Annotated in this window: 22 protein-coding genes; 13 read left to right on the top strand and 9 right to left on the bottom strand. The window is 64.3% G+C overall.

The window, feature by feature from the left end:
- Positions 1–151: 151 nt before the first annotated feature.
- Positions 152–508 carry an MFS transporter gene (locus SAHL_RS18340; protein WP_221177908.1) on the top strand — a complete coding sequence of 119 codons (357 nt, stop codon included), beginning with the start codon at positions 152–154 and terminating at the stop codon, positions 506–508.
- Positions 468–1406 carry an MFS transporter gene (locus tag SAHL_RS09580; RefSeq protein WP_221177907.1) on the top strand — a complete coding sequence of 313 codons (939 nt, stop codon included), beginning with the start codon at positions 468–470 and terminating at the stop codon, positions 1404–1406. The genes SAHL_RS18340 and SAHL_RS09580 overlap by 41 nt, the downstream gene beginning before the upstream one ends.
- A 175-nt stretch (positions 1407–1581) precedes the next feature.
- On the opposite strand, the gene SAHL_RS09575 is transcribed toward SAHL_RS09580, so the two are convergent.
- Complete coding sequence (locus SAHL_RS09575) at positions 1582–2322, bottom strand: sulfite exporter TauE/SafE family protein (protein WP_123591196.1); 741 nt, start codon at positions 2320–2322, stop codon at positions 1582–1584.
- A 188-nt stretch (positions 2323–2510) separates the two neighbouring features.
- Positions 2511–3962, bottom strand: a complete 1452-nt coding sequence (locus tag SAHL_RS09570; protein WP_123591205.1) for an aldehyde dehydrogenase — start codon at positions 3960–3962, stop codon at positions 2511–2513.
- A 286-nt stretch (positions 3963–4248) separates the two neighbouring features.
- Here SAHL_RS09570 and SAHL_RS09565 point away from each other — a divergent pair, with 286 nt between their 5' ends.
- The 10 genes from SAHL_RS09565 to pobA all read left to right on the top strand — a co-directional run bounded on the left by SAHL_RS09565 (position 4249) and on the right by pobA (position 14757).
- Entirely contained in the window at positions 4249–5049 is an 801-nt protein-coding gene (locus tag SAHL_RS09565) for an IclR family transcriptional regulator domain-containing protein (RefSeq protein WP_184947588.1), read from the top strand.
- A 71-nt stretch (positions 5050–5120) separates the two neighbouring features.
- Positions 5121–6458: a class-II fumarase/aspartase family protein gene (locus tag SAHL_RS09560; protein ID WP_123591195.1), complete on the top strand. Its 1338-nt coding sequence runs from the start codon at positions 5121–5123 to the stop codon at positions 6456–6458.
- Between the two features lie 127 nt (positions 6459–6585).
- Positions 6586–7416, top strand: a complete 831-nt coding sequence (locus tag SAHL_RS09555) for a CoA transferase subunit A (RefSeq protein WP_123591194.1) — start codon at positions 6586–6588, stop codon at positions 7414–7416.
- Positions 7413–8186, top strand: coding sequence for a CoA-transferase subunit beta (locus SAHL_RS09550; protein WP_123591193.1), 774 nt, complete (start codon positions 7413–7415; stop codon positions 8184–8186). The genes SAHL_RS09555 and SAHL_RS09550 overlap by 4 nt, the downstream gene beginning before the upstream one ends.
- 2 nt (positions 8187–8188) lie before the next feature.
- Positions 8189–9397 (top strand): 3-oxoadipyl-CoA thiolase, encoded by a 1209-nt coding sequence (gene pcaF, locus SAHL_RS09545; RefSeq protein ID WP_123591192.1) that lies wholly within the window; start codon positions 8189–8191, stop codon positions 9395–9397.
- A gap of 17 nt (positions 9398–9414) precedes the next feature.
- The gene (gene pcaDC, locus SAHL_RS09540) at positions 9415–10593 is read left to right on the top strand and encodes a bifunctional 3-oxoadipate enol-lactonase/4-carboxymuconolactone decarboxylase PcaDC (protein ID WP_123591191.1); all 1179 of its coding nucleotides are present in this window, start codon (positions 9415–9417) and stop codon (positions 10591–10593) included.
- A gap of 45 nt (positions 10594–10638) precedes the next feature.
- The gene (locus SAHL_RS09535; protein WP_123591190.1) at positions 10639–11577 is read left to right on the top strand and encodes a LysR substrate-binding domain-containing protein; all 939 of its coding nucleotides are present in this window, start codon (positions 10639–10641) and stop codon (positions 11575–11577) included.
- Positions 11578–11700: 123 nt separating this feature from the next.
- Positions 11701–12438 carry a protocatechuate 3,4-dioxygenase subunit beta gene (gene pcaH, locus SAHL_RS09530; RefSeq protein WP_123591203.1) on the top strand — a complete coding sequence of 246 codons (738 nt, stop codon included), beginning with the start codon at positions 11701–11703 and terminating at the stop codon, positions 12436–12438.
- A 436-nt stretch (positions 12439–12874) separates the two neighbouring features.
- Positions 12875–13498 carry a protocatechuate 3,4-dioxygenase subunit alpha gene (gene pcaG, locus SAHL_RS09525; RefSeq protein WP_123591189.1) on the top strand — a complete coding sequence of 208 codons (624 nt, stop codon included), beginning with the start codon at positions 12875–12877 and terminating at the stop codon, positions 13496–13498.
- A 71-nt stretch (positions 13499–13569) separates the two neighbouring features.
- Positions 13570–14757 (top strand): 4-hydroxybenzoate 3-monooxygenase, encoded by a 1188-nt coding sequence (gene pobA, locus SAHL_RS09520; RefSeq protein WP_123591188.1) that lies wholly within the window; start codon positions 13570–13572, stop codon positions 14755–14757.
- Between the two features lie 933 nt (positions 14758–15690).
- Here the strand turns inward: pobA and SAHL_RS09515 are convergent.
- The 6 genes from SAHL_RS09515 to SAHL_RS09490 form a co-directional block, all read right to left on the bottom strand.
- A complete protein-coding gene (locus tag SAHL_RS09515) occupies positions 15691–17610 on the bottom strand; it encodes a TRAP transporter permease (protein ID WP_148045533.1) in 1920 nt (639 codons plus the stop codon).
- Between the two features lie 138 nt (positions 17611–17748).
- On the bottom strand, positions 17749–18783 hold the full coding sequence (locus SAHL_RS09510; RefSeq protein ID WP_123591186.1) for a TAXI family TRAP transporter solute-binding subunit: 1035 nt from the start codon (positions 18781–18783) through the stop codon (positions 17749–17751).
- A gap of 85 nt (positions 18784–18868) precedes the next feature.
- Positions 18869–19870 carry a 2Fe-2S iron-sulfur cluster-binding protein gene (locus SAHL_RS09505; protein ID WP_123591185.1) on the bottom strand — a complete coding sequence of 334 codons (1002 nt, stop codon included), beginning with the start codon at positions 19868–19870 and terminating at the stop codon, positions 18869–18871.
- Between the two features lie 19 nt (positions 19871–19889).
- Positions 19890–20876: a PdxA family dehydrogenase gene (locus tag SAHL_RS09500; RefSeq protein WP_123591184.1), complete on the bottom strand. Its 987-nt coding sequence runs from the start codon at positions 20874–20876 to the stop codon at positions 19890–19892.
- Positions 20873–21361: an aromatic-ring-hydroxylating dioxygenase subunit beta gene (locus SAHL_RS09495; protein ID WP_123591183.1), complete on the bottom strand. Its 489-nt coding sequence runs from the start codon at positions 21359–21361 to the stop codon at positions 20873–20875. The genes SAHL_RS09500 and SAHL_RS09495 overlap by 4 nt, the downstream gene beginning before the upstream one ends.
- Positions 21358–22605, bottom strand: coding sequence for an aromatic ring-hydroxylating dioxygenase subunit alpha (locus SAHL_RS09490; protein WP_123591182.1), 1248 nt, complete (start codon positions 22603–22605; stop codon positions 21358–21360). Before SAHL_RS09490 ends, SAHL_RS09495 begins: the two co-directional genes overlap by 4 nt.
- 79 nt (positions 22606–22684) lie before the next feature.
- On the opposite strand from SAHL_RS09490, the gene SAHL_RS09485 reads away from it, so the two are divergent.
- Positions 22685–23515 carry an IclR family transcriptional regulator domain-containing protein gene (locus SAHL_RS09485; protein WP_221177905.1) on the top strand — a complete coding sequence of 277 codons (831 nt, stop codon included), beginning with the start codon at positions 22685–22687 and terminating at the stop codon, positions 23513–23515.
- Between the two features lie 84 nt (positions 23516–23599).
- Here the strand turns inward: SAHL_RS09485 and SAHL_RS09480 are convergent.
- Positions 23600–23948: transposase (locus SAHL_RS09480; RefSeq protein ID WP_245968467.1), on the bottom strand; the 349-nt coding region annotated here is incomplete at its 5' end.

Here is a 23948-nt window from a genome sequence, read left to right as displayed (position 1 = left end):
GGCCATGCTTTACGAACGGGTGTTCGTGAAGCGCACGGACATGTAGCGCAGAAGCCCGAACGCCGCGCGTGGTCGCTTTGTAAAAGGAGGCAGCATACCCAACACCCCCGATCAGATCGTCGCGAACTCGAAGCTGTCGTCGTTTCAGATCGTGGCGATCGCGATCACCGTCGGGCTCAACGGCCTGGATGGCTTGGACGTGCTCTCCATCAGTTTCGCCGCGCCCGGTATCGCGGACGAATGGGGCATCAACCGCGCGGCACTCGGTTTCGTGCTCGCCGTCGAACTCATGGGCATGGCCGCGGGCTCGATCCTGCTCGGCGGCATCACCGACAAGAAAGGCCGGCGGCCGATGATTCTCGGCTGTCTGGTGGTGATGACCGCGGGCATGATGCTGGCCGCGACCGCCAACGGGGTGACGAGCCTGTCGATCTGGCGGCTGATGACCGGTCTGGGCATCGGCCGGCATGCTGGCCGCGACCAATGCCGCCGCCGCCGAACACAGTAACGACAAGAACCGTAATCTGGCGGTTTCGCTCATGGCGATCGGCTATCCGATCGGCGCGATACTCGGGGGCTCGGTGGCCGCGTGGCTGCTGCAGTACTACAGCTGGCGCACTGTATTCATGCTCGGCGGCTGTATGTCCTTGCTGTTCATTCCGATCGTGTGGCTGCGCCTGCCGGAGACCGTGGCTTTTCTGTGCCAGCGCCAGCCCAGGGACGCGCTCGAACGCTGCAACCGTACGCTCGAGCGCATGGGCCACGCGAACGCTGAAGCGCTGCCGCCCGTGCGCGAGCAGGCGTTCAAGGGCGCGACCAGCGACTTGTTCAGCCCGGCGTTGATCACGACCACCACGCTGGTGACCCTGGCCTACTTCACCCATATCGCCACGTTCTATTTCATTCTGAAGTGGGAGCCCAAGATCGTCGTCGACATGGATTTCGCGGCCTCGTCGGCGGCCGGCGTGCTGGTCTGGGCCAACGTGGGCGGCGCGATCGGCGGCGCATTACTGGGCTTTCTTACCCGGCGCTATCCGGTTCGGCTACTCACCATCGGCGTCATGCTGATCACGTTCGTCATGGTTTGCGTGTTCGGCAGCGGCCAGACCACGCTCACCGGCTTGGCGCTTGTCGCCGCGACCGCGGGTTTTTTCACCAATGCCGGCGTGGTCGGTCTCTATGCCATTTTCGCCGAGGCATTTCCGACCCACGTACGGGCCTCGGGCACCGGTTTCGCGATCGGCGTCGGACGCGGCGGGGCGTCGCTGTCGCCGATCATCGCCGGTCTTCTGTTCGAGGGCGGCTTCGGTCTGCAAGGGGTGGCGATCTTCATGGCCAGCGGCGCACTCGTGGCGGCGCTCGCCCTGTTCTTCGTCAAGACCCAGCGCGAACCCGGCCGGGCCTGAACCCGTAACCGCACAATCGACGACTACAGTAGGCGTGCCGGTGGCATACACGTGCACGCCCGGCGCCGTCGTACGCCCGCCACGCGGCGCAGAACGCGTCTTCACCGTCACGCCGGCGTGCCGACACACGAATCGAGCGGCGCGGGTCGATTCGCGCCAGCGCGGCGCGCGCGGGTCAATACAGTGCGTCGAACATGAGCTTGATCGCGAGCACGCCGAGCACCGCTAGAATCACGCGATCGAACACCGTGCGCGGCAGATGCCGGGCCAGACGGGCGCCCACGGGCATGAATGCGGCCAGCGGTACGAGAGCGCACGCGCTCAGCAACAGCCGATGCGGGGTCATCAGCCCCAGCGTAGCCAGCGCCGGAATCTGTACCGCCGTCATCGCCACGAAAAAGAACGACGCGGTAGAGATGAAATAGGGCCGCTCGAGCTTGAGCGCGTTGAGAAACGACAGCGATACCGGCGCCGAAAGACCCGAGGCGCCCTGCAGCAGTCCCGCGACGAACCCGGCCGGGCCGCTGATGCGCCGCGCGATCTCGTAGCGGATGAACCAGTCCGGGCGTGACAATTTGAACCCGATATAAGCGATCACGCCCAACGCCACGATCAGCGACAGCAAACGCGGCGAGAGCTGGGCGAGAACCACACTGCCGGCGATCACGCCCAGCGCGCCGAAGCCCGCGAACGACAGGTTGAAGCGCGCCGGCAGCCGCTGCGCACGAAAACGCCAGGCCTGCCAGCAGTTGGTCAGCAGGTTGGGCATGAGCATGACCACCACCGCAAACTGCACGTCGAACATCATCGCAAGCGCCGGCACCGCAAAGATCGGCGCGCCGGCGCCGGTCGCCCCCTTGATGACGCCGCCCAGAGCGAGGCAAACGAAGGCGATGACGAGTTCGTAGAAGGTCATGCGATATCGATTTCGACAGGCCGGCGGAGGAATGCCGCCAACGCTTGGATAGACGACCGGCCCCGCATGGGCGATAGACCGGTCACACGGTGCGAACGGGCCGGCTTGCACCGGCCGAAAAGCCGCGACGATCGATTCGTACGATCGCCGCGGCCACGGGCCGCAGTACCCGCCCGGACGATATCGGGCTAGATCGGATAATGGCGCGGGCCGGTCTGCAGGGTCATCCAGCGCAGTTCGGTGAACTCATTGATGCCCGCCTGGCCGCCGAAACGGCCGTAGCCGCTGTTCTTCACGCCGCCGAACGGCATCTGGGCTTCGTCGTGCACGGTCGGGCCGTTGACATGACAGATACCCGACTGGATCTGCTGGGCCACGCGCATGCCGCGGGCGCCGTCGCCGGAAAACACCGCGGCCGACAGCCCGTATTCCGTATCGTTGGCCAGTTCGATGGCCTGTTCTTCACTGGAAGCACGGATCATCGCCACGACGGGACCGAAGGATTCTTCGGCGTACAGGCGCATGTCGGCGGTGACCCGATCGACCACGGTCGGCTGCATGACCACCGTTTCCGCTTCGCCGCCGCAGGCGATCGTCGCCCCCTTGTCGCGGGCATCGGCGATAAGCTCGTTGAGATGCTGGCGCGACGGCTCGCCGATGAGCGTGCCCAGCGGCGTCTGCTCTTTCTCCGGATCGCCGGCCTCGAGGCTCTCGGCCTTACGGGCGAGCTTTTCGACGAAGGCATCGGCAACGGTGTCCATCACGATCAAGCGTTCGGTCGACATGCAGATCTGGCCCTGATGGAAGAACGCGCCGAAGGCGGCCGCCTCGACGGCGGCATCCAGATCGGCGTCGTCGAGAACCACGAACGGCGCCTTGCCGCCGAGTTCCAGCAACGCCGGCTTGAGCTGGCGCGCGGCGGTTTCGGCGATGATGCGCCCCACCGGCGTGGAGCCGGTGAAATTCACGCGCCGCACCTTCGGATGCTCGATCAGTGCTTTGACGACCGCGGGCGCATCGTCCGGCGCATTGGTGACGACGTTGACCACGCCCTGATCCAGCCCGGCGTCGATCAACGCGTCGCCGATCAGCGTATGCGTGGCCGGGCACTGCTCCGAGGCCTTGAGCACCACGGTGTTGCCACAGGCCAGCGCGGTCGCCACCGCACGCGTGCCGAGAATGACCGGCGCGTTCCAGGGCGCGATGCCCAGTACCACGCCGCAGGGCACACGCACTGAAAACGCGAAATTGTCGGGCACATCGGTCGGAATCGTCTGCCCCGCCACCTGGGTGGTCAGCGCCGCGGCCTCGCGCAGCATGCCCGCCGCCACGTGCACGTTGAAGCCGGCCCACATCGGCGTCGCACCGGTTTCGGCGACCATGTTCTCGATAGAGGCATCGGTTCGCGCTTCGAGCACGTCGGCGGCGGCCAGCAGTTTCGCCCGGCGCGCATGCGGGCCGATGCCCGACCAGTCGGCGAACGCGGCATGCGCCGCCTCGACCGCGGCCTGGGCGTCTTCCACGCTGGCCGCGGCGGCCCGGGTGGCCACCTCGCCGGAAACCGGCGTAAGTCGTTCGAAAGTGGCTGCGTTCGCGGCGGCTTTCGATTCGCCGCCGATGAGTAGCTTGATGTCCTGCACTGATATCTCCTCGTTCGAGTTGTCGTCGGTCGTAGCCGTGAAAACCGCGTCGCGCGCCGTGTCGATGCCGTGTGCATGGCAGGGTCGGTTGCGCGTCAAGTTCGCATGCCGGCCATTCGCCCGCAAGACGCACGGTACCCCGGCGTATCGATTATGGCATCCACCCCGGGAGCAGGACTCGGGCGCGTTGGGCAGCGGCCGAGAACGCGACCGATGTTCGCATCACGAACTTCAATCGTCGTTGCTACACTGCGACGCAATCCTCGATTCACCGACCGAGCGCGACGTGGCATCCGAACCGATCGACGACAATCCCGCGGGCCTGGCGCCCGATCACCGCGACTTCGTGACTGCGCTGGCCACGGGGCTGCAGGTCATCCGCGCCTTCGACGCCAATCATCCGCGCATGACGCTCAGTGAAGTGGCCGCGCGTACCGGCATGAACCGGGCGAAGGCAAGACGCTTTCTGCTTACCCTGCACGGTCTGGGTTACGTGCGCCGCCGGGATCGTTATTTCGAACTCGCCCCGCTAACGCTGCAGCTCGGCTATGCCTTTCTGTCGGCCAATAATTATCAGTCCGTGATTCGACAGCATCTCGAACACATCACCGAGGCGACCGGCGAGTCGTCGTCGATGGGCGTGCTGCAGGGCTCGGACGTGATCTATGTCGCGCGTTCGGCCGCGCCCCACCGCCTGATGACCATCGCGTTGTCGGTGGGCACGCATCTGCCGGCCGCGGCGACATCGATGGGCCGTATGCTTCTGGCCACGCTCGAACCCGACGCCTTGTCGCAGCTGCTGGACGGCCTGACGCTGGAGACCTACACGCCGCGCACGATCACCGACCCCCAGCAGCTGCGCGCGCATATCGAAACCGCGCGGGCACAGGGCTATTGCATCGTCGATCAGGAGCTCGAATCGGGCCTGCGCTCGCTCGCGATGCCAGTCTACAACATGCACGGTTCGCTGCTGGGTGCGATCAACGTAAGCACCAACGCCGCACGCGTCGATAAAAAGACGCTCACCCAGCGTTTCCTGCCCCTGCTCCGGCAGACCTGTCGCGAGATCGCCAGCCAGGTGAGCTGATATTTACCCGTGGATTCGCCCCGAGTGCGGCATGCCACACTCGGGCGCCCGTTCTGCCCTGGATGACTGCCATGCTCGATCTGTTTCTGCGTCACCCGTTCATGAGTTCCGTGGGCGAAGCGGCCTGTACGCCGCAGGCATTCGTCGACGCCATGTGCCGCGTGGAAATCGCGCTCGCCCGGGTCCAGGAAGACGCCGGCTTGCTGGCCGCCGGCACGGCCGCGGCGATCGCCGACCAGATCGACATGACGGCGTTCGATCTCGACGCGCTGGCCGCCGACAGCGCGGATGGCGGCAATGTCGCGATTCCGTTCGTCAAGCAGGCCAAGGCCATGCTGGCCGCCGATCTGCGCGCGAGCTTTCATCGCGGCGCGACCAGTCAGGACATCGTCGACAGCGCGCTCATGCTGGTGCTCAAACCGCGTCTGGCCCGTTGTATCAAGCTGCTCGGCCAATGCCGTGGCGACGGTCTGGCGCTGATGACGCGCCACGAAAACACGCCGATGATCGGACGAACCCTCATGCAACAGGCGCTGCCGATCACGTTCGGCGCCAAGGTCGCGCAGTGGCTTTGGGGGCTCGCCCAGGCCGAACGGCGTCTCGCCCCGGTGGCCCGCGACGGCCTGCTCGTGCAGCTCGGCGGCCCGGTCGGCACGCATACCGGTTTTGCCGATACCGGGCTCGATCTCATGGACGCGCTTGCGGGCGAACTCGGCCTGGCCTGTCCGGTGCTGCCCTGGCATACCGATCGCCAGCCGATCCTCGCCCTCGGCGATGCCCTGGGTGCGGTGGCCGTGGCCGGGGAAAAGATCGCCCTCGACGTGGCGTTGATGGCCCAGACCGAGGTCGGCGAAGTCAGCGAGCCGGCCTCGACCGGCGCCGGCGGCTCGTCTTCCATGCCGCACAAGCGCAACCCGGTGGGCTGTGCGCGTATCCGCGCCGCCGCGCGTCAGGTCCATTCGGCCGTGGCCCTGTTGCACAACGCCGGCGCCCAGCCGATGGAACGCGGTCTGGGTGAATGGCACGCCGAATGGGCCCCGCTGGTCGATGCCGTGCTTTTCGTCGAGGGCGCACTGGAAACCCTGCAACAGCTACTGGCCGGGCTCGATGTGCATACCCAGGCGATGCGGCGCAACCTGGCGCTGACCGGCGGCGCGATTCTCACCGCGCCGATCACGGCTTTCCTGGCCGAACGCGTGGCGCACGAACGCGCCGCCGAACTGGTCGCCCAGGCCACCCACGAGGCGGCCGAAAGCCATCGCGAGCTCGCCGACATACTCCTCGACCACGCCGAAATCAGCGCCGTATTCGACGCCGAGGCGGTGCGCGCGGCCGTCGACCCGGCCGCCCATACCGGCGCGAGCGCGGCCCAGGTCGCCCGTGTTCGTCGCGCGCTCGAATCGTTCTAGCGCAGCGGCCGAGCGGCCATCCGGCAAGCGAAACGGTCGCCAGCGTTGACGCTCATGCCGCCACGCTTTAGGTTATTCGCTATGCAAACTCGTGTTCGTTTAGCGCACAAACCGAAAGGCTAGTCCCATGGCAGAGTTTCTCTCGCTGCATGATGCCGTCGCCCGTTACGTCACCGATGGGGCCACCGTCGCGATGGAGGGCTTCACCCATCTCATTCCGTTCGCGGCGGGCCACGAAGTCATCCGCCAGAAAAAACGCGATCTCACCCTCATCCGGATGACGCCCGACCTGATCTACGACCAGATGATCGGCGCCGGCTGTGCCAGCAAACTGATCTTCTCCTGGGGCGGCAATCCGGGCGTCGGCTCGCTGCATCGGCTGCGCGACGCGGTCGAAAAAGGCTGGCCGCATCAGATCGAGATCCTCGAGCACAGTCATGCGGCCATGGCCAACGCCTTCGAGGCCGGCGCCTCGGGTCTGCCGCTGGCGGTGCTGCGTGGTTATATCGGCTCGGATCTGCCCAAGGTCAACGATCAGATCAAGTTCATCGAATGCCCGTTTACCGGCGAGCGGCTGGCCGCGGTGCCCGCGATACGTCCGGATGTGTCGATCGTGCATGCGCAGAAGGCCGACCGGAACGGCAACGTGCTCGTCAAAGGCATCATCGGCGTCCAGAAAGAGGCCGTGCTGGCGGCCACGCATTCGATCGTGACCGTGGAAGAGATCGTCGACGAGCTCGACGTGCATGCCAATGCCTGCGTGATCCCGGGCTGGGTGATCTCGGCCGTCGTCGAAGCGCCCGCTGGCGCGAAGCCCTCCTATACCCACGGCTACTATTCACGCTCCAACAAGTTCTACAAGGACTGGGACGCGATCGCCCGCGACCGCGAAGCGTTCACCGCCTGGCTGGACGAACACGTCTTTGCCGCAGGACAGGACAACGGAGACACGGCATGAGCGAGCGCTACGATTCCTCGGAAATGATGACGGTCACCGCAGCGCGTGCGCTGCACAACGGCCAGAGCTGTTTCGTGGGCATCGGCCTGCCCAGCGAAGCAGCCAATCTGGCCCGTCTCACGCACGCGCCGGATGTCGTACTCATCTACGAATCCGGGACCTTGCAGACCAAGCCCGAGGTACTGCCGCTGTCGATCGGCGACGGCGAACTGTGCGAAACGGCGTTGACCACTGTGTCGGTGCCCGAGATGTTTCGCTACTGGGTCCAGGGCGGCCAGATCGACGTCGGTTTTTTGGGTGCTGCCCAGGTCGACAAGTATGCGAACCTGAATACCACGCTGATCGGCGACTACACCCAGCCAAAGGTCCGCCTGCCGGGCGGCGGCGGCGCGCCGGAAATGGCGACCTGTACGGGCGAGATATTCATCACCCTCAAGCATTCCAAGCGCACGTTCGTGGACGCGGCGGATTTCATCACCACGGTCGGTTTCGGCCGTGACGGGACCGCCCGCGACAACGTGCCCAACATCGGCCGCGGCCCGACGCGCATCATCACGGATCTGTGTGTGATGCAGCCCGATACGCAAACCAAGGAACTCACGGTAACCTCCCTGCATCCGGGCGTGACCCGGGCGCAGGTTGAAGAGGCCACCGGCTGGGCGATCCGTTTCGCCGCCGATCTGGGCGAAACGCCGGAGCCCGACGATCACGAACTCGAGGTGCTGCGCGATCTCAAGGCGCGCACCGAAAAACACCACAGCGAGGCCTAAACATGTCCGAGAACGTTTATCTCTGCCATCCCGCCCGTACAGCGGTCGGCCGCTTCGGCGGCATGCTGGCAAGTATCCGTCCGGACGACATGCTGGCGCATATCATCAAGGCCGTCATCGCACAGGCGCCGAATCTCGACCCGGCGGCGATCGACGACGTGCTCATGGGCTGTGCCAACCAGGCCGGCGAAGACAACCGCAACGTCGCGCGCATGAGTGCGCTACTGGCCGGCCTGCCGACGAGCGTGCCGGGCGCGACGATCAACCGTCTGTGCGGCTCCAGCATGGACGCGATCGGCACCGCCGCACGCGCGATTCGTGCCGGCGAAACGAAGCTGATGCTGGCTGGCGGCGTGGAATCCATGTCGCGCGCTCCCTATGTGCTGGCCAAGGCCGAGTCCGCCTATAGCCGCCAGCAGATTCTCGAGGACACCACCATCGGCTGGCGTTTCGTCAATCCGCTGATGAAAGAGTGGTACGGCATCGATTCCATGCCCGAGACCGGCGAGAACGTCTCCGAGCAGTACAAGGTCTCGCGCGAGGATCAGGACGCCTTCGCCGTACGCTCGCAGGAAAAGGCCGAAGCCGCCCGTGAAGCCGGCCGGCTGGCTGAAGAGATCACCCCGATCGAAATTCCGCGCCGCAAGCAGGACCCGCTCGTATTCGATACCGACGAGCATCCGCGCGCCGGTACGACGGTCAAGAAACTCGCCAAGCTGCCGACGCCGTTTCGAAGCAACGGCACCGTAACCGCCGGCAACGCCTCGGGCGTGAACGACGGCGCGGGCGCGCTGCTGGTAGCCGGCGACGAGGCGATCAAGCAGTTCGATCTGCAGCCCAAGGCACGCATTCTCGGTATGGCCACCGCCGGCGTGGAGCCGCGCATCATGGGCATGGGCCCGGTCTATGCCTCGCGCAAGCTGCTGGATCGCCTGGGTCTGACCATCGACCAGATGGATATCATCGAGCTCAACGAAGCGTTCGCCAGCCAGTCGCTGGCCTGCCTGCGCGAACTCGGCGTGCCCGACGACGCCCCCTACGTGAATCCCAACGGCGGCGCGATCGCGCTCGGCCATCCGCTGGGCATGTCGGGCGTGCGTATCGTCAGTGCCGCTCTGCACGAAATGGCGCGTACCGATGCCCGCTATGCGCTTTGCACGATGTGTATCGGTGTCGGCCAGGGCATCGCCACCGTCATTGAGCACGTCTAACACGCAGGAGCCGAGTCATGGCGTTTGTCGAATGCAACGGGCGGGTGATCTGTTATCAGGAGAGCGGGGAAACGGCCCTGCCCGCGGTTTTGTTCGCGCACCCGCTGGGCATGTCGCAACAGGTCTGGGCCGATGTCGTCGCGCGTCTGCGCGGGCGCTATCGGTGTATTCGCTGGGACCTGCCCGGCCACGGCGCCAGTGCGCCGGCTAGCACGGCCGTGACCGCGCGCGATCTCGCCCGCGACGCGCAGGCGTTGCTGGCAGCGCTCGGCGTCGAACGCTGTGGGTTCGTCGGCACCTCGATCGGCGGCGTGATCGGCCAGGCCTTGCTGCTCGACGCGCCGGAATGGCTCGATCGCGTGGTGCTTACCAATACCGGCGCGGCGATCGGCACGCCGGACGCCTGGCAACAGCGCGCTGCGCGTGTGCGTAGCGAAGGCCTCGAACAGATGGCCGCCGAACTCTCGCAGCGCTGGTTCGCCGATGCCTACAAGGATCAGCAGCCGGCGGGGGTTGCCGGCTGGACGCATCAGCTCGCACGTACCGACGATGAAAGCTATGCCCGGCTGTGCGAACTGCTCGCCGAAGCCGATTTCCGCGGCAAGCTGGCCGGCGTCGATCGCCCGGTTTGCTTGATCGCCGGCGCCGAGGACCCGGCCACGCCGGTGTCGGCGCTCGAAGCATTGGCCGACGAACTCGGCGGCGCGCCGCTGGACACGATCGACGACGTGGCCCATGTGCCGTCCGTCGAAGACAGCGATGCCTTTACTGATAGCTTGCTTCACGCCTTCGCTACGAACGACGACGACAACGCCCCGCCGCTGACCTATGCCCAAGGCCTGGAAACGCGCAAATCGGTACTGGGCAGCGAACACGTCGAGCGTGCCGGCGCGTCGGCCACAACGCTGGATGCGTCCTTCCAGGACCTGATCACCCGCTATGCCTGGGGCGAGCTCTGGGGCAATCCCGATCTGTCACGCACCCAACGCAGCCTGATCACGACCGCCATACTCGCCGCGCTCGGACGCGATGGCGAGCTGATCCTGCATCTCAAGACCGCGCAGCGCATCGGCGTAAGCGAAGCCGAACTGCGCCAGGCGCTGATGCATGTCGCGATTTATGCCGGCGTGCCGGCCGCCAATCATGCCTTCAAGCTCGCCAAGGAGCAGGGTTGGGGCTCGAGCGCTGCGCCGTAACCGATAGTGGCTTCATGACGCCGCCGCTCGATCGCTGACGATCCCGTGATTCATTCGCCGATCAAGCTGCGCCATCTGGTCGCCTTTCAGGAGGTAGCACGGCTGGGGCGGATCAAGTCCGCCGCCGAGGCGCTGTCGATCACCCAGCCGGGTATTTCCAAGACCCTCCGCGAGCTCGAGGAGAGCCTCGGCGTCAAGCTGTTCGAACGCCTGCCCCGCGGCGTTCGCCTGACCCCGGCCGGGCGCACCCTGCTGCGTCATGCCGCACCCGCTCTGCGTTCGCTACGCGAAGGCATCGATGCGATCCGCCAGGACACCGTCGAAACCGTGGTACGTCTGGGCGCGCTGTCCAACGTCGAAGGCGGGCTGCTGCCCGAAGTGCTGTATCGCCTGCATGCTCGCCAGCCCGACCTGCGCATGGAAGTGGATACCGGCACCAGCGCCGCTCTGCTGGCACGCCTGCGCCTGGGCGAGCTGGATCTGGTGCTCGGGCGCATGAGCGAGGCCGAAGAGATTCGCGACCTGCAATTCCAGCATCTCTACTACGAGCCGCTGATCGCCGTCGTGCGGCGCGATCATCCGTTGCTGACGAGCAGCCACGCACCGGACACCCCCGCCCTCATGGCCTACCCGTGGGTTGTGCCGCCGCGCGGTACTACCCTGCGCGAACAGCTCGAACGATTCTGGGTCGAACAGGCGGCCGAACCGCCGCGCCTGGCCGTGGAAACCCTGTCGTTGCCGTTGAGCACACGCTATGCGCTCATGTCCGACGCGGTATGGATCACGCCGCAGGATACCGCCCGCGAAGCCATCGCCGCCGGCACGCTCGTACGACTGGCCCAGCCAATCGAAGCACGCGGCGGTTCCGTAGGTTATGCGGTGAACACCAGTCAACCGACCCCGCGTGCGGTCGAAGATTTCTGTGATTGCCTGCGCGACGTGGCCGCCGCGTATCCGGTGTCCTATAAATTAAATAACCTATAGGTTATATCGAGTCGCCCGACTTTCACTTGGCAATCGTCATCGATTCGCCACAATCGAATAGATAACAAAACACGTCGCGTGCGAGCTATAGGCCGTGCGCAGCGTGCCATGCAGGAGATTTACATGGCGCAGAACGACCGTACCGCCTTCGTCATGCGTGATCGCGGCTGGCACCCGCGACCTTATGCGCCCGCTTACAAGACCACAGTCGCACGCTCGCCGCAGCAGTCGCTGGTCAGCCTGCAGACGCCGACCGCCTCCGAGCTCACCGGCCCCGATTTCGACAATTTCGTGCTGGGCCCGGTCGATAACGACCTGTTGCTGAACTTTCGCCCCGGCACGGACCGCGACGGTCTGCCGATCGGCGAGCGCATCATCGTCTATGGCCGGGTCGTCGATCAGTACAACAAACCCGTGCCCGGCACGCTGGTCGAAATCTGGCAGGCCAACGCCGGCGGGCGCTATCGGCACAAGAAAGACGCCTATATGGCGCCGCTCGATCCGAATTTCGGCGGCGTGGGCCGGACCGTGACCGATGCCGACGGCTGGTATCGCTTTCGTACCATCAAGCCGGGCCCTTATCCGTGGCCCAACGATGTGAACTCCTGGCGCCCGGCACATATCCATGTGTCGGTGATGGGTCCTGCGATCAGCACCCGGTTGATCACGCAGCTCTACTTCGAGGGCGACCCGCTGATTCCGCTGTGCCCGATCATGCATACGCTCAACGACCCCGACGCGATCGACACGCTCGTCGCCCGCCTGGACAAGGCCGGCTCGCGGCCGATGGACAGCCTGGCGTACCGCTTCGATATCGTCACCCGCGGCGCGCTGCAGACCTATTTCGAGAACCAGGGGTGATGTCCTGCCTCGCACGTAACCTTGCGTTGCGCAGCGCACTCGTCGCGCCTGCCGGCGTTGTAAAACCTCGCCGCAGGCGCCGCTACGACGCGGCCCTAGGGCCTGTTGACGTTTCGTCCGGGCGCCGCGTTGGAGACCGCAAATCGTGTTCTGCAAGGCGCGAGTCGCCGCGTCGTGGTGTGCCACGGCCCAGACTCGCAACGCCGCAGAGCGCGATTTGCGGCCCAACCCTTCGGGACAAGCGCTGTTTTGCGGCAATCCAGCGTTCTAGCACGCTTGCGCAGAATGACTGCGCGGCACGTGCTACGCCTCGTCTTGCCGCAGAACAGCGCTTGGCGCGGACTCGCACGAAACGTGAACAGGCCCTACACCTTGCCAGACACGCCGATTACGCCTGCTCACAGAGGCAAGAAACTTACGAGACAGGACATAAGCCATGACACAACCGACAAAAGACGGCGGCCTCATGTATCCCGAATCGCCCTCGCAGACGGCCGGACCCTATGTTCATATCGGCCTGGCGCTGGAAGTGGCCGGCCTGCCGCCACGCGACGACGAGATCGGCCCGACGATCGCCACCACCGCGGCCGAAGGCGAACCGATCGAGATCGTCGGCACCGTGATCGACGGCAACGGCGACGCGGTCGAAGATATTCTGGTCGAGGCCTGGCAGGCCGACGCGAACGGCGTCTATCAGACCGATTTTCGAACCGATCGCGCGTTTCGCGGCTTCGGGCGCAGCGCGCCGGGCGAGAACGACGCCGGCCAGTGGTCGTTTCAAAGCGTAAAGCCTGGTCGAGTCACGCACCCGAACGGCGGCGAGATGGCACCGCATATCAATCTGATGCTGTTCGCCCGCGGTATCAATATCCATTTGAACACGCGGCTGCATTTCGATGACGAGAGCACGGCGAACGCGGCCTGCCCGTTTTTCAACGGCCTGCCGCCCAGCCGTCGCGACACGCTGGTCGCCCGGCGCGAATCCGACGGCGAAACCGCGCGCTATCGCTTCGAGATCCATCTGCAGGGCCCGCAGGAAACGCTGTTTTTCGACTTTTAGAACAAGCCTCTCAGACCAACGACTAAACACGCCGCGACATTCGATCGCGCGCCGTTCACGAGGAGATCGCCATGAAGACACAGGTCGCCATCATCGGCGCCGGGCCATCCGGGCTGCTGCTCGGCCAACTGCTGGCACGCCGGGGCATCGACAACGTCATCCTCGAACGCCGTTCGGGCGAATACGTACTCTCGCGTATTCGAGCGGGCGTGCTCGAACAGGGCACCGCCGATCTGCTGCGTGAAGCCGGCGTGGCCGATCGCATGGACAGCGAAGGCCTGCCGCATACCGGCTTCGCCCTGGCCTTCGGCGGGCGTCAGGTTCGTGTCGACCTGGAGGAGCTCACTGGCGGCAAGACCGTAATCGTCTATGGTCAGACCGAAGTCACCCGCGATCTCATGAACGCGCGGGAAGAGGTGGGCGCGACCACGTTCTACGAAGCCGACGACGTACAGCCGCACGATTTGGAAAGCGATACGCCCTATTTGACCTTCACTCACGACGGCGAGGAAAAACGCCTAGACTGCGACTATATCGCTGGCTGCGACGGCTTTCACGGCGTCGCGCGCACCTGTATTCCCGAAGATCGGCTGCGCATATTCGAGCGCGAGTACCCGATCGGCTGGCTCGGCCTACTGGCGGACACTCCGCCCGTGGACGACGAACTCATCTATGCCAGTCATGATCGCGGCTTCGCACTGTGCAGCATGCGCTCGTCCACGCGCAGCCGGTATTACATCCAGGTGCCCGATACCGAAGACGCCGACGACTGGTCGGACGACGCCTTCTGGGCCGAACTCAAGCGGCGCCTGCCCGAGCACGTCGCCAATCGGCTGGTGGCCGGCGAATCGATCGAGAAGAGCGTCGCACCGCTGCGCAGCTTCGTGGCCGAACCCATGCAGCACGGGCGCCTGTTGCTGCTCGGCGACGCGGCGCATATCGTGCCGCCGACCGGCGCCAAGGGCCTGAACCTGGCCTGTAGCGACGTGAACACGGCGTTTCGTCTGCTCTGCAAGATCTACGAAGAAGGGCGTGGCGACCTGCTGCCACGCTATTCCGAAACCTGCCTGCGCCGGGTCTGGAAATCCGAGCGTTTTGCCTGGTGGATGACCACCAACCTGCATACATTCTCCGACAACGACAACTTCCTAAGCCGTATGCAGCGCGCGGAGCACGATTACTACACGAACTCGACCGCGGGCCTGACCACGATCGCCGAAAACTATGTAGGCCTTCCGTTCGAGATGCTCGAAGCCTGAACGGCACACCGTCACCCGCCTGTAACTGCGACACCTGTCTGTCTCGGTGACGAAAGCCGGGGCTATCGGAAATCGAATATTTCCGATCGCACGGCGAGAAAGAAGTCAGCAAGCTTCGATAGCCAATCGACCTTGGTGCTCCAGCGCCCACTCCCCCATAGCAGGCACAAACTTCGCGCCCGGCGGCACGCCTGGATTCATCTACCGCCGATGCGTAAGGCATTGGACTGCGCATAGGTGCGCGAGGGCGTACAACGCCGCGTGCGCGATCAACCCGTGTTCAACGCCCTGGTGGCGATCACGACGCGTCGGCGCGTGTGCTGCGATCGATGCGGCCGCCACAAATAAGAACAGTGGGACGGGCACTGGCCCTACCAGCGCCGACCACCACCTTGCGAAAGCGATCAGCCGCCCGGCTCGGCGCCGACCCAGGCGGTGGCCAGCTTTACAGCCTTGTTCGGGATCGACCCAAACCGGGCCAGCAGATCCATTTGGACAAACTACCGGCCGCCAATCGCCGTCTGCGGACAGCCCACAAGCGGCATAAGCGGGATCAGACCGTGTCGGCAACAGCGGGATGCCCACGGGCCTACGGTGCTAAGTAGGCCTGCACAGTGGCATGCGGGGCCAGGGTCAGCCGCCGCGAATGGCGGCAGCGCTGTGCCGAACGCATCAAGCTCTGGCCACCCGCTGCATACCAGTGCGCTGAACGCATCAACACCATGAGCGTGATCAAGCGGCGGGCGGCTACGCTTACAGGCCTGCATCCTGCAAATACGGACGGTCTTCCCCGGTTCTGTTCGGTGAAACTAAAAAATTAGAGTCGCAAGCACTGCGGCAAACACGCCATTGAACCGATAAAAGCCGGGTTTGGCCCGGCGTCACTCGCAGACAGTCGCGCTATCGAACACCCGTTACCCGATCGTAACGCCCTTAGCTGACAGGTGCCGAACCCAGCGTACGCTTGTCCGAGGAACCGAATTTATAACGGCTCACTACGATAAGTAAGGCGACCGCAAACAGCGTTACCAGCCAGGACGTGCCGCATAGGAATAGAGCGACCAGCCCCGCACCTACGAGCAGTACGCGTAATGCGATCGACAGCGGCGCCTTCAGGTAACCGACCAGACCTGCCGACAGAAGGAACACACCGACAATACCGGCTACCGTCGCGTTCGCGATCTCCAACCACGTTCCTTGGAACAGAAACGCCGGATTGAACACGAACACGAATGGAATCAAATAAGCGACGATCGCGAACCGAAGCGCATAACCGGCTGTACGCATGGGCGGCGACTGTGCGATCGATGCCGCTACGAACACCGCAAGACAGACCGGCGGCGTCAAGAATGAGAGCGTACCGAAATAGAACACGAACATGTGCGCGCTCAGATCGTCGACTCCGACTTCCACCAGTGCCGGCCCGACAAGGATCACGAGAATGATATAGGTCGCAGTGACCGGCACGCCCATTCCGAGCACGATACAGCCGATCGCGGCGAAGCCCAGCAGCAACCAGACGCTGCCGCCCGACAATGTGACCAGATTCTGGGCCAGACTCGATCCCAGCCCGGTTAACCCCAGACAACCGACGACCAGGCCAGCAACGGCACACATGATCGCGATGAACACGACTGCTTCACCCGCCGTCGCGATCACGTTGAAATAGCCACGCGCACTCTGACGCATCCAGGCCAGTGCGAGACTGACGATAATCGTGATGCCAGTACCCATGAACGCGGACGCCGCCGGGCTCCAGTACAGCGCGAACAAGGTATAGAGCAGCCCGGCGAACGGCAGAACGACCGGCAGTATCTCGATACACGAACGACGCAAGCCCGGCAGGTCATCGCCCTGCCAGCCGGTGATACCGTTGCGCCCCGCCTCCATGTCCACCTGAAGGTAGACACACAGATAGAACAGCAGCGCCGGGATCGCGGCGGCGATGGCCACCGTGCTGTACGGAATACCGAGGAATTCAGCCATCAGGAAGCCGGTCGCAGCCATGACCGGCGGCAGTACCAGGCCTCCAGTGGACGCCACCGCCTCAATCGCGGCTGCCTTGGTATCGCTATACCCCACGCGACGCATCATCGGGATCGTCAGCATACCGGTGGTCGCGACATTGCCCGAGGCACTACCCGACAGCGAGCCGAAAAAGGCGCTCGACAGCACCGCCACCTTGGCCGGGCCGCCGCGGCGACGGCCCATCAAGGCGAAGGCGAAGTTGGAAATCGCATCGCCGCCGCCGACCAGGAACAACACCTGACCGAACAACACGAACGCCGCAACGATGGTGGCCGCCACGTATAACGGCGTACCGAGGATCGCGCCGGTGCCCAGATAGTTATAGATGAGCAGCCGGTCGAGCCCGATCACGCGGGTTTCGAAAACGCCGGACAGATGATGGCCGAAATAGGCATAGCTCAGCGCGACCAGGGCCAGCCCGACCATCACCCAGCCCGCCTGGCGGCGGGCCGCCTCGAGCAGCAGCACGACACCGATAGCGCTGACAAGGACCTTGTCGTCGGTGATCAACCCCATCGTGGTGATCAGCGAGCCATATTCGAACGAAATGTAGCCGCCGATCGCGAGCGCCGCGAGCACCAGGATCACGTCATACCAGGGCACGTGTGCCTGTTGCTTGTGCGCCGCACGCGCCGGCACGGTCATGAAAGTCAGGGCCAGACAAAGCGTCAGAAAAAACGCCAGGAACTGTTCCTTGTAGACGATCAAGCCCATGTCCGGTAACACCCGCGACACGTAGACGATCGTCGACACGGGCACCAGCGCCGCCATCAGGCGGGCGAACAGGGCCCATAGCCCTGTCAGAGGCCTTCGATTCTGTAACACCGTAATCTCCTCTTTCGACCCCGGGCCGCTCGCCGCCTATCGGTCGCACCGCGGTTGGCCCGACATGACGCCGGGCCAACCACAGTCTCGCTACGCGAACGCATCGCCCTGCGGGCTATGACAGTGCGCCGGCGCGAATCAGCGTTTCGCGCGCTCGGCTTCTTCGGCAAGCAGCTGCTTCTGGCGCTGGGCCATGTCGTCGGTCCACACACCCTTTTCCTTGTAATACGCGATCGCCGCCGGATGGTAGGGCAACGCGGCCTGGGTACTGACGAAGCGATCGGGTGTCCAGGTCGACAGGCTGCGATGCACTTTCGGCAGCTCGTCGTGGTGCGCCCAGAGCGCATCGATCACGGCCGTGACCTTGGCATGGTCCAGGTCGGGGCGGGCATAGATGGTTTCCGCATAGCTCAGGGTATAGGTGTCCTCGGCCACGCCGACCGAACTGCCTTTCTCGACCAATAGCGGCACGAAGGCCGGCCCGACGGCTTTAGAGCGCGCCATGGCGTCCTCCGAGGGATCGATCGGCAGGATCTTGGCGCCACTCTGGGCATTGAGCTGTTGCAGTATGCCGCTGCCCACCGAGCCGACCGCGGCATCGGCACGGCCTTCCATCACCGCGCGTACGCCTCCCGGATAGCTCGACACGTTCACCACGGACACGTCGTCACGGCTCAAACCGCCGTTCGCCAGTACCGCCAGCGCGGTGATCGTCGAACCAGCGAATGCACCGTAGTTGGCCACGACCCGCTTGCCCTCGAGATCCGCCACCGAGTCGATACCGGCGCCCTTGCGCACTACCAGCGACAGGCGGATCGGCGAGCCGAGCATGACGGTTTTCATGCGATAGCCCTTGCCCCCGTTGGCCCCGTCGTACGGGCCTTCGGCATCGGCGGCCAACAGCGCGCCGATCGGACTGGCCAGGCCGATATCGGCTTCGCCGGTCATGAACATCGGGAAAAACACGGTGCTGGACTGGGGCAACACGTCCACGCGCAGATCGGTATGCCGGCCGATCGTCGAGGCGATCGCCTGGGACTGTGCGTAGAACAGGCTGCCGGTGGGGTTGCCGCCCATGACCATGATGTCGGCCATCGCCGCGCTCGACAGCAACGTCATCGCAGCACCTAGCAGCGCAATACACGCTTTGCCGAATCGTTTGTTTCTTATCATCGTTTCCTCTCTATCGCATCGCGTGCTGCGTTGGGCACGCCTTCTGGGTGGATGGGTTTCTAAGCCACGGTCTGTCGCCGTGTTTTCATTCCGTTGTGGCCGGCACGAAGACGTCTGAATAGAAATTCGCCTCGTCCAAGCCGCCGTCTTCGATCAACCGGTCGTGGGCGGCCTGGACCATCGTCTGGCTGCCGCAGGCATAGACTTCGTAGTCCGCCAGATCGGGATGATCTTCGAGCACCGCCGACTGCACATAGCCCTGCCGGCATGCCGGCGCCTGCGATTGTCGCGACAGCACCGGCACGAACGAGAACCAGTCGTAGCGTTGATCCAGCGCCTGCATCTGCTCGAACTGGTAGATCTCGTCACGCGTACGCGCGCCCCAGTACAACCAGACGCGACGGTTGACCCGGCGGCGCACCAGATCCTGGAGGATCGAGCGGATCGGCGCGAAGCCGGTACCGGTGGCCAGCAGAATGGTTCGGGCGTCGTCGCTGTCCGACAGCGTGAACAGGCCGAACGGCATCTCGAGTTCAAGCGCATCGCCGACGTTCAGACCGCCGAGAACCCGGTCCGAAAAATAGCCGCCGGGCAATCGCTGCACGTGCAATTGAACCGCATCGTTGTCGCGCGGCGGATTGGCCAGCGAATAGTTGCGGCTCAGGTCGTCGTCGAGCAGCAGTTTGACGTACTGCCCGGCCTGAAACGGCACCCGCCGGCCGATCGGAAAACGCAGGTGCACGATACGCACGTCGGCGGACGGGGTATCGATACGAAAAACATGGGCCTGCATACGCCGACGCGCCGGGGGCGTGCGATCGGTGATATAGACCGGATCGATCTCGATATCGGTCAGCGGCACCGCCTGGCATAGCTTGACCGCGTCCAGCGGCCCGTTCTCGCGGCGCGCGCCGGGCCCGCAGGCGACTTCACCGGACACGACCCGTGCTTCGCAGCTCGAACACACGCCCTTGCGACAGGAATAGGGCAGGCCCCAACCGGCCCGTTCGGCCGCATCGAGCACGGTTTCGCTTTCGCCGCAGGGGAAAACCGTCTCGCGGCCGGCAACTGTGATCTGTCTTTGCATTTCGGCTCCTTTCACGGCGCTAGGCGGCAACATTCCCGGCGATCGCATTCAGCGTGGCGAGCAAGGGCCGGTGATCCGCTTTGCCCTGGCCCGCGATATCCGGCGCGCTGCCGTGCCCCACACTTGCGAACATGAAATCCGCGCCCAGCGAATAGGCCACGCTTTCACGTTGGGCCAGGAGCTTGATCGGGATATGGCCCTGATCGTGAAACATGGCGACATAGCCGTCGCAACGATCTTCCGACAGCATCAGATCCGCGCCGAGCGGGCCTTCGATACGATGGCCGGCTTGCTTCAGACGGGCGACCGCCGGGCGCGTCACCTGCTCGTCCTCGTGACCGAACAGGCCGTTCTCGCCAGCATGCGGGTTGATCCCGAATATGCCCAGCCGCGGCTTGTCGATACCGCGACGCGCCAGCGCCGCGAGCGTGATCTCGGCCGCGCGCACCACCATGGCCTCGTTGACACGGGTGACCGCGTTGACCACCGACTCGTGCAAAGTGACGTGGGCAATACGAAATCCGCCGCCTTCCAGCATCAGGATCACCGAATCGGCTTCGGCGTGCGTAAGTTCGCCCAACAGCGCGGGATAACCCTGGAACGGGGTACCCGATGCGTTAACCGCGCCCTCGTGATGTGGGCAGCCGACGATCGCCTGCGCGTCGCCCGAGGCGGTAAGTTCGATGGCGGCCTTGAGATAGGCCACGGTCGCGGCGCCCGAGGCCGGGCCACAGTCGCCGGGCCGAAAGGCCTCGGCAGGCAGCGCGGCCACATCGACCATATCGACGGTATCCGTAGCCCCCGTCGACAGCGGCGCGCCCGGCGCCCAGCGGCGTAGTGCCACCCCTACGGCCGCCGCGTAGTGCTCGAGCACATGGGCATCGCCTACCAGCACCGCACGCACCGGCGAGCCTGCGGCCAGCGCCTGCGCCGCGGCGATCGCGATCTCCGGGCCGATGCCGTTCGGATCGCCGATCGGCACGGCCACCACGAACGCAGCGCTCATAACGGCAACGCCAGCAGGGTATCGATCGTCTTGCTGTCGCACACGACGATGCGCTTGGCCAGAAGGGCGCGCCCTTGTTCGACGACATAGCGGTCGATATAGCGCCCGGAAGCGAACACGCTCGTGCCGCCGTTGCGCATGATGCGCACGACCATGAAACTGGTCTCGACGTCGATGCCGTCGTCGCTCACATTGCGGATATCCGGCTGGCCCAGCAGATGTCGATAGCTTTGTTGCTCGTAAATATTGGCCTCGTTGAGCGCCGAAATACGGTCCTCGAGCATGCCGCGGCTATCGGCATACATCAGGCCGGCCTCGAAGCCGGCGGCATAGTTGTCGGCCGTGGTCACGACATAGAGACAGGACTCGGTAAAGAAATCCGGCCAGCTCTGGGCTCGTTCGTCATCGACACAGCGCGTATAGGCCGCCTGCGCACGGGCGATCAGATGAAACAGTTCGCTCTGGCTGAGTGGTACGCCCGTCATACGTCCATCTCCCGACGGTAGGCTTTCCAGAAGCCGCGGATCGAGGCTTCGGTTACCCGGCTTTCGCTCGACTGGGCATCATGGCCGCCCATTTCCATGATCGAGCTGTGTTCCGGCACGCCGGCAATGCCGCGCTGTACGAAACCGCCCACGCAGCCGTCTTCCATCGAGACATAGCCGGCCGGACCGACGAGGTTGCTCTGCTTGAGCCGGATCCGGCGCTGCTCGGGGGTGTCGTCGGTGAAGCCGAGATAGGTCCAGTTGAGCTCGGTCTGCTCGACCGACTGCGGAATGATCTGGCGCACGGCGATGCAGTTCTGAATCTGCTGCAGCACGAAGCCGGGGAATACCGACAGAATCTGGAGCGTCACGCCATCACCGAATTCTTCGAAGTTGTCGAGCAACGACGGGTCGGCCAGGCGATAGTCGCTTTCCGAGCGGATTTTTTCCTTGGCGTAATCCTCGTCGCGTTCGGCGTCGGGATCGATCGCCGAATAGCTGACATGGTTGCCGCCGTCTTCGCTGACGATGATCGCGCCCTTCTGCGACAAACGATTGATTTCGAAGGTCGTGAAGAACAGATGCAGGATCGAGGCGTGGTAGCTGTCCTTGACGTTCTCGAAATACAGCTTCCAGTTGTTGGGCAGCTGTTGGGTGAAACGGCCGATCACCTCGAGCTTGCGACCCTTGAGTACGCGCTCGACACAGGCCAGGACTTCATCGCCGAGGTATTCCTCGATCGCCGGCACTTCGTTGGAGAAGCTGCCGAAGACCAGCCCGTAGAGCGTGGTCACGCGCAGCTTCATGGGCCCGTGCTTGGCCATGCAGAAGTTGTCGGGCATGCCGCCCTTGCCACCGATACCGTCCTTGAAGGCGATACCGGTGAGATCGCCCTGCAGGCTGTAGGTCCAGGCATGATAGACGCAGGTGAAATCCTTGGCCTTGCCGCGATCGTCGAGCGCGAGCAGCGCGCCGCGATGCGCGCAGCGGTTCTCGAACGCATAGATTTCGCCGTCTTCGGCGCGGGTGACGATCACCGGCGTATCGCCGATATGGGTCGCCACGTAATCGCCGGGCTCGGCGATCTCCACTTCGAGACAGAGATAGTTCCAGGTCTTGCCCTGATAGATACGCGCCTGTTCACGGGCATAGACATCCTCGCGCTGGAAGGTCCAGTACGGCACCCGGCTGAGCTGGCCTTCCGGCCATTCGGTGGGTGGGGCGATGTCGTTTCTTATATTCATCGGTTTCGATCTCCGCTAGCATTGAATCGCAATTATCGTTCGATTATCGAACGCTTGTTCGACTTTCGAACAACACTATTTGGGAGATTTCATCGTGTCAACCCCGCGCGACAAAACATTCGACGCCAAGGCGCGTCCAGCGGAGTGGATGGCCGGCCTGGCCAAGGGACTGGCTATCATCGAAATGTTCGACGGCGTTCGATACACACTCACATCTGCGGAAGCCGCTCGGCATATCGGCATTTCTCGAGCGACCGCGCGCCGTTGTCTATTGACGCTAGCGGAACTGGGGTACGTTGAACGCGACGCCGACCAATACTTCAAGCCCAGCGCGCGCCTCATCCGATTATCGCGTGGCTATACAAAGCCGACCTCGTTCACCGAGGCGGCACAGTCGATGCTCGACAGCATGCGCGACACGCTCGAGGATCCCGTTTCGATTACGATGCTCGAAAACGACGAATCGGTTTTCGTCGCCCGCGCCGAGACTTCTCGCGTGGTGACCACCGGCGTCAAGGTCGGCGGTCGTCTGCCCATATATTGCTCCGCGACCGGCCGTGTGCTCATCAGCGACCTACCGATCGAGCGCGCTAAGGCCAAGCTGGCCGACAACGATCGCGTCCGCCGTACCCCAAAAACATGCACCGAGCTGCCGGCACTGCTCGAGCGAATCGACGCCGTACGCCACGACGGCATCGCAATCAGCGACGAAGAGATCGAACTCGGCATGCGCGCCATGGCAGCGCCCATTCGCGACACCGCAGGAGCCGTTGTCGCCGCGCTGAGCGTAAGCACGTCGTCGGCGCGCGTATCCGTCGAGGCTATGCGGGCACGCTATCAGCCGGTGCTGCTAGCCCAAGCGATGAAACTTTCGGACCTATGGCAGACATTTGAGCGGCCCGGAAAATAGCGGCATCGTAATACTCGAAGCGGTACAGCTTTCGCAAGATTCAGTTGGTATAACCCCACTAGAGCATTTTGCCTATTTATTGAGTCATCTATAGCCAGCATGGGCCAGCAGGTTGCGACATTCGGCCGGGGTGAATTGGCGCAACGCCTCCGCGATCCCGTCCCAGAGCGCCGCTCGGGTACGGGCCGCGGTGCGCCGCAATAGCGCCTTGAGCTTGGCAAACGCCATCTCGATGGGATTGAGATCGAGCGAATACGGCGGCAAGTAGAGTAGCCACGCGCCGGCGCTTTCGATGGCCTCGGGTACCCCGGCGACCTTGTGCGCGGCCAGATTATCCATGATCACGATATCGCCACGCATCAGTTCTGGCGCCAGCCGCGCGCGCACCACCCGCGACTCGTCCGGCCGCCGCCGGGCCTTGAGGCCCATGCGT

It is taken from the genome of Salinisphaera orenii subsp. halophila YIM 95161 (genome assembly GCF_003732545.1).
GTDB classification, from domain to species: Bacteria; Pseudomonadota; Gammaproteobacteria; order Nevskiales; family Salinisphaeraceae; genus Salinisphaera; species Salinisphaera orenii_A.
Note: the sequence above shows the minus strand (reverse complement) of the source record. Positions and strands in the feature narration are given on the sequence as shown.